This window comes from Halolamina salina (assembly GCF_042678005.1).
GTDB lineage: Archaea > Halobacteriota > Halobacteria > Halobacteriales > Haloferacaceae > Halolamina > Halolamina salina.
In genome coordinates, this window is the sequence record NZ_JBHUDH010000187.1 from 19,591 (window position 1) to 29,638 (window position 10,048).

18 protein-coding genes, 1 tRNA gene and 1 pseudogene are annotated in these 10,048 nt (G+C 63.7%); 14 read left to right on the forward strand and 6 right to left on the reverse strand.

Annotation, left to right across the window (positions count from 1 at the left end):
* Positions 1–235: 235 nt before the first annotated feature.
* Positions 236–652 (reverse strand): group I intron-associated PD-(D/E)XK endonuclease, encoded by a 417-nt coding sequence (locus ACFR9S_RS13900; protein WP_379730498.1) that lies wholly within the window; start codon positions 650–652, stop codon positions 236–238.
* 167 nt (positions 653–819) lie between these two features.
* On the opposite strand from ACFR9S_RS13900, the gene ACFR9S_RS13905 reads away from it, so the two are divergent.
* The 13 genes from ACFR9S_RS13905 to ACFR9S_RS13965 all read left to right on the forward strand — a co-directional run bounded on the left by ACFR9S_RS13905 (position 820) and on the right by ACFR9S_RS13965 (position 6,074).
* Positions 820–1,110 (forward strand): hypothetical protein, encoded by a 291-nt coding sequence (locus tag ACFR9S_RS13905; RefSeq protein ID WP_379730497.1) that lies wholly within the window; start codon positions 820–822, stop codon positions 1,108–1,110.
* A gap of 3 nt (positions 1,111–1,113) precedes the next feature.
* Entirely contained in the window at positions 1,114–1,587 is a 474-nt protein-coding gene (locus ACFR9S_RS13910; protein WP_379730496.1) for a hypothetical protein, read from the forward strand.
* A 2-nt stretch (positions 1,588–1,589) separates the two neighbouring features.
* Positions 1,590–2,324 carry a hypothetical protein gene (locus tag ACFR9S_RS13915; RefSeq protein ID WP_379730495.1) on the forward strand — a complete coding sequence of 245 codons (735 nt, stop codon included), beginning with the start codon at positions 1,590–1,592 and terminating at the stop codon, positions 2,322–2,324.
* The gene (locus tag ACFR9S_RS13920; RefSeq protein WP_379730494.1) at positions 2,325–2,549 is read left to right on the forward strand and encodes a hypothetical protein; all 225 of its coding nucleotides are present in this window, start codon (positions 2,325–2,327) and stop codon (positions 2,547–2,549) included.
* A complete protein-coding gene (locus ACFR9S_RS13925) occupies positions 2,542–2,676 on the forward strand; it encodes a hypothetical protein (RefSeq protein WP_379730493.1) in 135 nt (44 codons plus the stop codon). The genes ACFR9S_RS13920 and ACFR9S_RS13925 overlap by 8 nt, the downstream gene beginning before the upstream one ends.
* A complete protein-coding gene (locus tag ACFR9S_RS13930) occupies positions 2,666–3,022 on the forward strand; it encodes a hypothetical protein (protein WP_379730492.1) in 357 nt (118 codons plus the stop codon). The genes ACFR9S_RS13925 and ACFR9S_RS13930 overlap by 11 nt, the downstream gene beginning before the upstream one ends.
* The gene (locus tag ACFR9S_RS13935) at positions 3,022–3,417 is read left to right on the forward strand and encodes a hypothetical protein (RefSeq protein WP_379730491.1); all 396 of its coding nucleotides are present in this window, start codon (positions 3,022–3,024) and stop codon (positions 3,415–3,417) included. The genes ACFR9S_RS13930 and ACFR9S_RS13935 overlap by 1 nt, the downstream gene beginning before the upstream one ends.
* Positions 3,417–4,016, forward strand: coding sequence for a hypothetical protein (locus tag ACFR9S_RS13940; protein WP_379730490.1), 600 nt, complete (start codon positions 3,417–3,419; stop codon positions 4,014–4,016). The genes ACFR9S_RS13935 and ACFR9S_RS13940 overlap by 1 nt, the downstream gene beginning before the upstream one ends.
* 1 nt (position 4,017) lies before the next feature.
* A complete protein-coding gene (locus ACFR9S_RS13945) occupies positions 4,018–4,428 on the forward strand; it encodes a hypothetical protein (RefSeq protein ID WP_379730489.1) in 411 nt (136 codons plus the stop codon).
* 66 nt (positions 4,429–4,494) lie between these two features.
* Positions 4,495–5,061: a hypothetical protein gene (locus ACFR9S_RS13950; RefSeq protein ID WP_379730488.1), complete on the forward strand. Its 567-nt coding sequence runs from the start codon at positions 4,495–4,497 to the stop codon at positions 5,059–5,061.
* Complete coding sequence (locus ACFR9S_RS13955) at positions 5,061–5,639, forward strand: hypothetical protein (RefSeq protein WP_379730487.1); 579 nt, start codon at positions 5,061–5,063, stop codon at positions 5,637–5,639. The genes ACFR9S_RS13950 and ACFR9S_RS13955 overlap by 1 nt, the downstream gene beginning before the upstream one ends.
* Positions 5,636–5,839 carry a hypothetical protein gene (locus ACFR9S_RS13960; protein WP_379730486.1) on the forward strand — a complete coding sequence of 68 codons (204 nt, stop codon included), beginning with the start codon at positions 5,636–5,638 and terminating at the stop codon, positions 5,837–5,839. Before ACFR9S_RS13955 ends, ACFR9S_RS13960 begins: the two co-directional genes overlap by 4 nt.
* Positions 5,832–6,074: a hypothetical protein gene (locus ACFR9S_RS13965; protein ID WP_379730485.1), complete on the forward strand. Its 243-nt coding sequence runs from the start codon at positions 5,832–5,834 to the stop codon at positions 6,072–6,074. Before ACFR9S_RS13960 ends, ACFR9S_RS13965 begins: the two co-directional genes overlap by 8 nt.
* Positions 6,075–6,154: 80 nt before the next feature.
* Here ACFR9S_RS13965 and ACFR9S_RS13970 read toward each other — a convergent pair whose 3' ends face one another.
* The 5 genes from ACFR9S_RS13970 to ACFR9S_RS13990 all read right to left on the reverse strand — a co-directional run bounded on the left by ACFR9S_RS13970 (position 6,155) and on the right by ACFR9S_RS13990 (position 9,614).
* Positions 6,155–6,718 carry a CPBP family intramembrane glutamic endopeptidase gene (locus ACFR9S_RS13970; RefSeq protein ID WP_379818904.1) on the reverse strand — a complete coding sequence of 188 codons (564 nt, stop codon included), beginning with the start codon at positions 6,716–6,718 and terminating at the stop codon, positions 6,155–6,157.
* A 611-nt stretch (positions 6,719–7,329) separates the two neighbouring features.
* Positions 7,330–7,725 carry a hypothetical protein gene (locus tag ACFR9S_RS13975; RefSeq protein ID WP_379730483.1) on the reverse strand — a complete coding sequence of 132 codons (396 nt, stop codon included), beginning with the start codon at positions 7,723–7,725 and terminating at the stop codon, positions 7,330–7,332.
* 205 nt (positions 7,726–7,930) lie between these two features.
* Complete coding sequence (locus tag ACFR9S_RS13980; RefSeq protein WP_379730482.1) at positions 7,931–8,368, reverse strand: hypothetical protein; 438 nt, start codon at positions 8,366–8,368, stop codon at positions 7,931–7,933.
* A 284-nt stretch (positions 8,369–8,652) separates the two neighbouring features.
* A tRNA-Pro gene (locus ACFR9S_RS13985) sits at positions 8,653–8,725 on the reverse strand.
* A gap of 106 nt (positions 8,726–8,831) precedes the next feature.
* Entirely contained in the window at positions 8,832–9,614 is a 783-nt protein-coding gene (locus ACFR9S_RS13990; protein WP_379730481.1) for a hypothetical protein, read from the reverse strand.
* Between the two features lie 142 nt (positions 9,615–9,756).
* On the opposite strand from ACFR9S_RS13990, the pseudogene ACFR9S_RS13995 reads away from it, so the two are divergent.
* Positions 9,757–10,048: pseudogene (locus ACFR9S_RS13995) on the forward strand (hypothetical protein); the annotation flags it as partial.

The window sequence follows — 10,048 nt, forward strand, 5'->3', positions numbered from 1 at the left end:
ACCCTCCAAGGAGCGGACTCTGAACGCTTCCAAGATACCCGCGAGCGCGTCTGTGAACTCCGTGGCGGCGCCGAACCCTCAAACGCCGAACTCATCCGTATGATGATGGATCAGTTCGATCCGGCCGACGCAGTTATGACACCGGATGGCGTTGGAGGTTCAAGTGAATCCTGTAGTAGTAGGTTGTGATGCAATCCCGTTCCGCAAATAGAGGGAATGGGGCGTAGTACAGATTTTATATCTTCTTAATAGCTTCTGAGAATGTATGGTCGCTAATATGGTGAGAGGTCTGTCGGCTTCTGTCAGACCTCATTTGATCTAAGTCGGTGAACGTCACACGTTGTCTCTTTCCGGACGCCTCAACAGTCGGGATGTAGAATGATCTCTCTTCGGCCTCAGAATATCCTGCTAAGAGATCCACATACTCTTCCTCGTAGTGATCGGCACTAGCTTGGATGTAATACCTGTTGCCTCCCTCGTTTTTCGCAGTCTTAACTTGGATTCTATACAGAGATCCATCTTTGTCAACGATTAGATCGTATTGGTGATCATGACCAAAAGGAAAAGAAACACCGTACCCTTGCGCCATCAGTTCTGAGGCAACAGCCAATTCTGATTTCTCACCTTGCCGTGAGCCTTCACCAGGAGTCATAGATCCATTACTTGATTGGGGCACAATAAATCCAGAGGACAAACCGAATCAACAGGGTCGGCCCGGAACTATACATAGCTCTACTGCTGAACCGCTGCACGCCACAGCACACCTGCAGCAGTCTTTCGTGGCCAGTTCAAGGGTTTCACCCTCCGAGTTAGGAGCGCATGGCAGAGATGGCTGATGCGTTCGAACAGGTGATCGAATTCGACATGTGGGAGCGAGTGCTGGCGATCCTCGCCGGCTTCTTCGCTCCGACTGTCCTGCAAAACCTCCTCGGTGGGGTCGTCCCCGATGCTACCGACCAGCGCGAGGTCTACGGGCTTGCCGTCGTCGCCGGCGGCCAGCTCGCGCCAAAGTACAGCACCGAACTAAGCCTCGGCGGTGGCGTCTACACCGCCGACGCGGCCGCTGAACGGTTCGGCGTCAAGGGCACCATCGTCAACGCGGGGGCCTAACGGATGTCTGAAACCCTCTCCAACCTCGGCACGCCGAAGGTCGATGCGACCGAGAAGACCAACGTCCCGGGGCAGATGACGAACATCCTCGAGTTCCAGCCCATCGACGGGATGGTGCTCACGCTGTCGAACCGCGGCGGCGGCATCCCCTTCCAGATGGACCTCCGGGACGCCAACGACGACCCCCTCCCGCTGGACACCGACCTCGAGATCGTCTACGACGCGCCGCACCTCCAGCGCCCCCAGACGGTCTCGGAGTCGCTCGCGAACATCGGGACGTACAACCGGCTGAGTATCGCCGAACAGCAGAACGAGGACTACGTCGAGCAGACCCGCATCTCGCTCAACGGGCGGGAGCTGGTCGTCCGGGACATCGACATCGCCGCCGTCGCGATCGAGTCCAGCGAGCAGATCGACTGGTCCAACTCGCGCATCTACGTCGACAAGGACAACGTCACCACCCGACAGGAGGCCTGAACATGGTTTCCGACCGCATCCTGAACGAGCTCCGGAACGCCGACACCTACAGCGACCAGTTCACGCGGGCGGACTTCGACCTCTCGGCGGGCGTTGCCGGGTCGAACGAACTCGTCGCCGAGACCCAGCTACTCCGCCCCCACGCGCTCGAGGATGGCGTCCCGATCGACGTGGCCATCATGGCCTACGAGGAGTTCACGGCCGACGCTACCGCGGGCAACAGCGAGACGCTGACCCTCTCACATGACCCAGTCGACTCCACCGCGACCCCCGATCCGGTCGTCGTCTACGAGAACGACTCCCGGCTTCCGATCGACTCGCGGGACTTCGAGAACGACACGGTCACCGTCACGCCCGCGAACGCCGACAGCACGCTCGGCGTGTTCTACGCTTCGGGCGAACAGGCGCAGGTGGCTGTTCAGAAGACCGCGCCTGGTTCGCAGGCACAGGAGACGCTCTACTCGGGCGATATCGGGCTGATCCATATGCGCGACACGGCGCGCGAGCCGATCACGCTCAACTTCAGCGGCTCGCCGCTCCAGCCGGTGATCCCGACCGACTGGCGCCTCCAGGTGTACGTCGACGCGCCGTACACGGCGAGGTTCGCGAAGGACGTGGGCGGCGACGGGACCGACGAGCAGGCCACCAACTCCCTGCTCGGGTTCGCGTACCGCGCCACGAAGGAGGACATCGAGGGGCTGAAAACGGCCGTCGCGCAGGACTCCGCGGGGCGATAGATGGCCGGGCTCATCGCCGAACAGGACGGCGGCGAGAGCGCATCCACCACAGGGGGTGACCAAGCGTTCTCGACCACCGACGCTGGGGGCGGCCCGTCCGGAGAGTCTCATCTCGACTCGTTCATCGCCAGCTCGGGCTGGTCCCGCGAGGATCTGATGCTCGTGCTGATGCTGCTCCAGACCACGCTGCTGATCGCGTGGTACGTGGAGGTGCGCGATGCCTGAGGTCGAGGACGCCGAGGTCACGGAGATGACCGACGACGAGCTCGAAGAGGCCGTCAAGGAGGCCGTCGACACGGACACCGAGACCGCCGACGAGGAGGTGATGGGCTTTGCCCCGCGTGATTCCTGAACCGGACCCCGACGACACGCCGTTCCTCAGCCCGTACACGGTCACCGTACCGCCGGGTAAGAAGGCGACCGTCGAGTTCACGCCCGAGGAGTCGAGTTCGGTGTTCCACCTCGCCGCAGTCGCGATCTCAAAGGAGGCCCAGACCACCTACGAACTCCGCGACGACGACACTCCAATGTACGGGCCGGCAGCGATCCCGCCCACCGACATCGACGACTCGTCGGTGACGTGGGTGCCCTGCCAGCGCTTCAGGAGCAGCCTCACAGTAATCATCAAGAACGTATCCGACGCCCAGCGGACCTACAGCATCCTGCCGATGGGCTACGAGACCACGGAGGGCACCTGATGGGACTCATCACTCGCGGGAAGATCGAGAAGCTTCGCGGCGTCGTCGATCGCGCCGGGGACTTCAGACCGGCCGCGAACGCAGACCTACAGGCCAAGATCCGGGACTTCCTTGGAAATCGGGATGGGCTGACGCAGTTCGTCTACTCGACGAGCGGAACCACCGCGGAGGCACTCGACTCCAAGAGCGTTCCCGGCGGTGTGGAGGTGCTGGTCGAGTACGATCAGGGCAACAGCGGCACAGTCTACGTCGGCGATTCTGACACGCAAGCGATCGCGCTCACCGCCGCTGGGCAGGGCCGCGGCTTCCGCGTCACCGACACCAGCGACATCTACGTCCGGACGCCGAACACCGGCGACGGTGTGATCGTATCGTTCGTCGGAGGTGGTGCCTGATGGTGAGCATCTACGGTGGCTCCGGCGGCGGCGGGTTCGACTACGTGCAGGACCCGCAACCCCAAGACCCGCAGGAGGGCGAGGAGTGGTACGACACCGGGAGCGACAGCGCGTTTGTCTACGACGGCAGCGCGTGGGTCGAGCAGACGATTACGGACCACTCGAAGCTGTCCGGGATCAGTTCGAGTGACCATCATTCCCGGTACACGGATGCCGAAGCGGCTGCTGCCGCCCCAGTCGCGGGGATTCGGGGCGGGTTCGACAGTACGAACGTGAGCGGAGACGGTGACACGGCGACCCTCTCAATCGGAAACGCAGTTCCGTGGCGTCTCTACATCTTCGTGAATTCCGGGGGGTCGTATAATGGTGAGACGAGAACAACCGCGACCCTCTACTATGAAAACGGGGGGTCAAACAGCTACTATGTGAATATCCTCGGCGGGCAAATGGGCTCCTCCTCAAACACGTACACAGCTCCAATGTGGGGGGAGTTCGAGCAGGGGAAGCGAATCGACCGAATCGAGTGCAGTTTCACACAGGACCCGAGCGACAGCGATGCGTACGGGTCTGTTGAGTTCCACTATCTCGAGTGGTTCTAACATGATCGAGACCTTCCCCGCCGATCGGGTTCCGGACGGCGCCGTGTTCGGCCCGCACCACGCCTATCTCGGGCTGCTGCTGGCGCTGCTGGCGGTCGCACTCGTGTGGGATGACGCGACGGGTGCGGAGCCGTGGGTGGGCGCTGCGGCGCTGCTGGCGGCGTCGTTTGCGTTCGCGACCATCTGGAAGTTCTACCCACAGACCGGCGCAGCCCTCGCACTCGCCGGCATCGTGATCGCGCTGGCGTCGACGCTGCTCCCGTTCTGGAGTAGCTACCCGTGGCTCGGCCCGCGGGGCGTGCTGCTGGTCGGCGCGATCGTCGCGCTCGACGACGTTGCCGAGCACGCCTTCGGCGTCCCCACGCCGCTGGACTGGCTCTGGACCCATCACCTCGTTCAACACATCCACTAACACCATGATCGACGACACCACCAACGACGACGCACAGGCAGAGAACCGACTCGCGGAGGGGAGCTAATGGCGCTGATCGACGCCGGCGGCAGCTCCGAACCCCTCGTCGACGCCGGCGGGGGGAGTAGCACAACCTCCGACAGCGACGACAGCGGCTCGAGCTCGGACAGCTACGAGTTCGATCAGGACGAGCACGAGCAGACGCTCGCACAGGGTGACCTCATCAACGACGCGCGAGCGAACGTCGCCGGGCACGACCAGGACATCGAGGTCGACGGTGCGGGAGAAGACGCGGACGGCGTGGAGGTGACCGACCAGAACGGCGGACTCAGCGACGGCGGGACGACCGTCATCGACCCGGACACGTCGGAGGACTCGACGGGTGACCGCGTCGGACTCGTCGGCGGCTCGGAGGACACCGACAACGACGGCGAGGAAGAGGAGACTACCACCGTGGTCCAAGAGGACGGGAGCAGCACAACGGTCACCAACGCTCCGGAGGACTCCGCGAACGACAGTCCGAACAACACGCCCGCAGGGAGTGACAACTCGGGCGACGCCGAGGGGATCGGCCGGGCCGGGAAGGCCGGCGCGGCCCTCCTGATCGGTGCGCTGGTCATGGGGGGACGCTAATGGGTTCGCTCCCGACGACGAAGGGCGGGAACGTCGTGCTGAAGGAGCTGGCCCTCCCCGACAGCGTCGAGCCCGGGGAGATGGCCGAGGCTCAGATCCGCGTGAAGAACCGCGCGATCGTGATAAACCCGCTCGACGGAGATCGCTGCAACAACCCAGTGGCGGGCTACAAGATGCGCGCCGGTCTCACACTTCCCTCGGGCGAAACCGTCTACACGAACGAGAAGTGCGTCGCCGGCGACTTCTCGAACCACACCTGGGCGAAGACGTTCGAGGTACCGGACGACGGCGGCGACTACACGGTTGAGGCATGGGTCGAGATGACCGGCTCAGGAAAGACGACCGACACGCTGGAACAGAGCCTGAGCATCACCTCGACGCCGCCCGAAACGCCGGACGACGGAGGAAGTGACGACAACGACGGTGGCAACGGGCTACCGTGGTTGCCGTCGGGCGGATCGACGCCCGACCCGTCGGACCCGCTGAACATCGGCGGGCAGATGGACAAGCTGCTACTCGTGGTCGGCCTGATCGCGGTGGCGTGGGCCGCGGACTCGGGGGCGGAGGTGATCTCGTGATTGAGGCCATCCTTCAGTACGTGATCGCGCTCTCGTCGGCGCTGACGGCCACAGGAGTCGCGTACATCGCCCGAGAGGCTCATGAGGCCCGCCAGACGATCTACGACAACGAGGAGCGGAGCCAAGTCAACCGACGAGTGCTCCGCCGCGAGGGAATCTACCGACCGCCGAAAGTGCCGAACGGGGGGAGAGATGAGTGAGCTCGCGGCGGTCGGCGAGGCGCTGGCAGCGTCGACGCCGTACATGGTGATGTTCGCGATCGGCGTCGTGACGGGCTCGCTCGTGCCGGCCTACTACGCCCAAGAGCGCCTCCGAGGCTTCGGTCGGGCGATGATGGGCCGGCTGCCCTACCAGCCGCCGCCCGGCCTTGATCGAGAGCAGGCCATGCGCGCGGCCGTCGAGGCGGCCGACGCCGACGACGTGAAAGAAGAGTAGTGGCTCAGTTGTAGCCTTCAGCAGCTACCAAATTTTACTGCGTATCAGTAAGTACAGGGGGGTATACGTAACGTTCCTTATCACTCCGCTGATTTAGAAGGCTGATTTTGAGTGTCGATTGTCACTGGATGTGTGTCTCCTCCCATGAATCTGTATCCAAGCGCGATGAGGAGCCCAGAGACTGCGGCAACCGGGATAAAAGACGGTACTGCGGACGGATCGAAGGGAACCACCGGGGCATTGCCGAACCCGTGGACGAAACCCGCATACCACACGTTCTGCGTCAGATAGTAGATGATACCATAGGTGATTCCCGGAATCAGGTTCGCCAGGATAATCCATGGAATCGCCGTCGGAGAGGCCCCCTCCAGTAGTAGCCCGACGGGAATATGTGCGACGCCGAATAAGACGGCTCCACCGAGGATTCCGATTGCGACGGATAACCTATGCGAGCGAGAACTCGCAAGACCAGTACACTTGTTCTGCACGTATCCCCGAAAGACGAACTCCTCGGTGAGCCCGTTCGAGACGGTGAGTGTGAGCAGAAACCAGATCGGCACCCAGTACCACGGCATATCGAAGGCAAATCCCAGTTGTGCGGTCGCTCCCGTGACGACAAGATACCCCACTCCGATGATGCTCATCCATCCCCAGAGGACGCAGAACGCGATGACGGCAGGGAAAAATGTCGATCTACTGAGGCCGACAGCAGACGCTGAAACGCCCTCGTACCGGAGTACGCCCCACGTGCCAACAACGAGAACCAGCATAAACGGCAGGCTTAGCAGGGCCGACAGATGATTCGGATATTCCGACGGTTCAGGACCCAGAGTCGCCGTGTGAGCGGTTGCCGAGGCAACCGCGACAATGCTCACGAATGCAACGACGGCAACGAGCGGGACCAAACTGAGGATGAAACGGAGGTGGCGCGATGACGACCTCATGCATCTCTGGTCTTGACAGTATGGTATCAAAAACATTCGGAGAGGGGATGAAGAGCGGTTGGCTTCTACGACCACCGGCGGGGACCTGCTGGTCACTTCGGAACCCACTACTGGCTTGATACATTCGCACACCTATCGAACGGCTGTTTCACCGCAATTGTGTCCAAAATAGGTTTCAATAGAGTCGATAGCCACCTACACCCAGACTTCGCCTTTGTCCGGGTGATCGGCGGCTGCGAGGTGGTGCTGGTGTTCTTCGATCGTTTCCTCCGTGTTGCCGCACGCGAGGCATTTCATCGTCGTTCGTCCCATCACCGTACCTCCAGCATGGGGCGGTTGATCGGGTCGCCACAGCGCCGGACGTAGCCTCGATCTCGGAGCGGCTTCAGCGCGCGCCGGGAGACGCTGCTCTTCGGGATGTTCGTCTGGGCGGCGATCAGACTCTTCGCTTCGTCGACCGGGAGCGGCGCGTCCCCAGCAGCCCGTTGGAGCACGCTGTAGGCCGATGCAAGCGTTTCGTCGTCACCCGGCGGAGTGAGACCCCCGTCGGCGGCCGGATGCTTGGCCTGCTGTCGCATGTAGGCCCGCAGGTCCTCGCTGCGGTTCGTGTCGTCGTCGAGCGACTCCTCGTACGCCTCGACTACGTTCTCGGGCACGCGGACCGTGACGCGCTTGGTGTCGGTCTCGTCGGACTCCATCCGTCCCATCAGGCCACCTCCGTATGACGCGGTGCGGTTTCGCATGACGCGCCGAAATCACCAGATGGGGTGAGGTTCCGGGGGTTGCAGTGCAGTATGTATGACACCCCTCCCCCTGTCTCTGCGAGACTCACGCGGGCGCCCGCGATTGCCGCGTGCGTGCGAGGCCGCCGGCGCTGGCGTCGGTGACCGGGGCGGCCGCGAGGGACCGCGTTCATCGGCGGCCCCCCGTGGCGTCGGTGCGCTGCGCTTGATCGACGAAGCCACCGTCGGCGACGGCTCGCTCATCGGTGCTGTGGGCGTCGAGGTCGACGCGAGGGATCATGACGGAATCGCCCTCGACATCCTCGACGCCGGCGAATGCGGCTTTCCTGACCGTGCAAAGATGGGCACACGGCCCGTCGTTGTACTCCCACCCCTCGCAGTCGCAGGTGCCGACGTGCTCGCCGTGCTCGCGAGCGACGGCGACGAGGTGAGCGTCGCCGTCCGGCAGCGTCACTCGGTAACCGTACCGGCCCGTGCTCTCGATGAGGGCGGCCTCCGGATCGGCGCGCGCCCAGCTCGTCTGGTCGCTCCCGGCGATCTCGTCGAAGTCGAGCCGCTCGCCGGGAGCGGGATGGTCCGTCGACGGCGGAACGCGGTCGGCGCTCAACGCTGCTCACCTCCGTTGCACTCCGGGCAGACACGGCGAGTGATAGCGCTTCCTCGTCGGCGCTGAGGTTCGAGACGTGTTCCGCAGTCCGGACAGAACCTCATGGCGAACACCTCGCGTCGTCCTGCGCGGGACACTTCTGATCGGTGTCGAGGATGTAGCCGCCGCAGTAGTCGCAGATCGGCGGTGAGTTGAACGCCAGTCCGCTCTCGACGCTCATGCGGAACACCCCGCAGAACGGCCGCTACCTATCAGAGAACCCTGCAAAGAGTATAAGGGGGTAGTGGGCCGGCGCGAATTCGAATCGCGGTTACGGCCACCCGAAGGCCGAAGGATACCAAGCTACCCCACCGGCCCGCAGGCGAAACGAGGCACCCGGCGAGGTTAAGAGTTGCCATCTTTCAGCGCCGTCGACCGAAACCCGAAGCCCGGAAGCCCCACTCGACGGCGCCCGGCGCGTCGATCAGGCGTAGTCGAAGCCGGAGTCGTCGTCGAGTCGCTCCACATCGTCGTCGTCCGTCTCGGTCGTCGTCGCCGAGGATCCGCCTTCGAGCTGCTGGTAGGCGTCGATCAGGACGGCGAGGGAGAAGATGCTCACGAACCCGGAGACCACGTAGGTGAGCAGCGTCCCGGCGACCGGGCTGAACACCGTCAGGATCCCCGTCGGGATGCTCGCCAGCAGGCTGATGACGAAGATCACGATCCCGAGGCCGAACAGCGGGAAGCGGTTCCCCTTCGCGAGCGACCAACTGGAGGAGAGCGCCTCGAACGGCCCTTCGCCCTCGACGGCGACGTACACCTGCGTGAAGATCAGGCTGACCAGCAGGAACAGCCCCGGGATGAACAGCGCGACGAAGCCGATCGCGACCGCGATCCCCTGCACGATCAGCGCGACAACGAGGAACACCCAGGTCTTCAGCATGTCGTCGGTGACGCCGCCGGGGATCGAGCCGAGGTCGGTGGCGTCGTGGTTCAGCGCCCGCAGGGCGACGATCGTGAACGCGACGTTGAGGATCGCGCCGAGCGTCGCCAGCGCGGCGCCGCCGGCCGCCCCGATCGGGAGCGACAGCGTGGTCGTCGCCGTTCCCGAGGTGCCGGCCGGCGGCGCGACCGAGGTCACCGCCGAGTTCGTGCCGAGGACGGTGAGCAACTGGAGCAGGACGTAGATCACGCCGAGTTGGATCCCGCCTGTCGTCGTTAGCTTCTCCGCGCCGCTTGAGAGGGCATCACCGATGTTCAGGGACATGTCTGCCCCTCGCGAGAGTTAATTAAAAATATTTTTGATAGCGGATTTCTACCACCGGCGGGGTCGATCGACGCAGTTCCCGGAGCGAGGGGGTGGGCCGGAGCACGGAGTTACTTATGTAGGCGCACATTATCCTCCCGTAATGGCAGAGGAGCAACCCCAGTCACTCCCGACCGAACTCGACGCGTGGCTCGACGATCGGGCCGCCGAGACCGGCCGGGACCGTGGGGAGCTGCTCGCCCGTGCGGTCGCGACCTACCGCCTCCTCTCGGAAGCCGAGGACGCGACCGACACGGAGCCGCTGGACCAGCAGGTCGAGGAGCTGGCCGACCGGGTCGCGGCGGTCGAGGCGGACGTCGACGATCGGGTCGAGGACGTGCGCGACCGCGTGGTGCAGGTGATGCAGGTCGCGAAGGCGAAGGCCGACGAGGAGC

Bases quoted from the DNA above. Each gene is read 5' to 3' on its own strand.
- ACFR9S_RS13945 (WP_379730489.1), top strand. From the start codon at position 4,018: ATGATCGAGACCTTCCCCGCCGATCGGGTTCCGGACGGCGCCGTGTTC.
- ACFR9S_RS13910 (WP_379730496.1), top strand. From the start codon at position 1,114: ATGTCTGAAACCCTCTCCAACCTCGGCACGCCGAAGGTCGATGCGACC.
- ACFR9S_RS13990 (WP_379730481.1), bottom strand. From the start codon at position 9,614: ATGTCCCTGAACATCGGTGATGCCCTCTCAAGCGGCGCGGAGAAGCTA.
- ACFR9S_RS13915 (WP_379730495.1), top strand. From the start codon at position 1,590: ATGGTTTCCGACCGCATCCTGAACGAGCTCCGGAACGCCGACACCTAC.
- ACFR9S_RS13970 (WP_379818904.1), bottom strand. From the start codon at position 6,718: ATGAGCATCATCGGAGTGGGGTATCTTGTCGTCACGGGAGCGACCGCA.
- ACFR9S_RS13935 (WP_379730491.1), top strand. From the start codon at position 3,022: ATGGGACTCATCACTCGCGGGAAGATCGAGAAGCTTCGCGGCGTCGTC.
- ACFR9S_RS13905 (WP_379730497.1), top strand. From the start codon at position 820: ATGGCAGAGATGGCTGATGCGTTCGAACAGGTGATCGAATTCGACATG.
- ACFR9S_RS13965 (WP_379730485.1), top strand. From the start codon at position 5,832: ATGAGTGAGCTCGCGGCGGTCGGCGAGGCGCTGGCAGCGTCGACGCCG.
- ACFR9S_RS13925 (WP_379730493.1), top strand. From the start codon at position 2,542: ATGCCTGAGGTCGAGGACGCCGAGGTCACGGAGATGACCGACGACGAG.
- ACFR9S_RS13955 (WP_379730487.1), top strand. From the start codon at position 5,061: ATGGGTTCGCTCCCGACGACGAAGGGCGGGAACGTCGTGCTGAAGGAG.
- ACFR9S_RS13975 (WP_379730483.1), bottom strand. From the start codon at position 7,725: ATGGGACGGATGGAGTCCGACGAGACCGACACCAAGCGCGTCACGGTC.
- ACFR9S_RS13940 (WP_379730490.1), top strand. From the start codon at position 3,417: ATGGTGAGCATCTACGGTGGCTCCGGCGGCGGCGGGTTCGACTACGTG.
- ACFR9S_RS13920 (WP_379730494.1), top strand. From the start codon at position 2,325: ATGGCCGGGCTCATCGCCGAACAGGACGGCGGCGAGAGCGCATCCACC.
- ACFR9S_RS13900 (WP_379730498.1), bottom strand. From the start codon at position 652: ATGACTCCTGGTGAAGGCTCACGGCAAGGTGAGAAATCAGAATTGGCT.
- ACFR9S_RS13950 (WP_379730488.1), top strand. From the start codon at position 4,495: ATGGCGCTGATCGACGCCGGCGGCAGCTCCGAACCCCTCGTCGACGCC.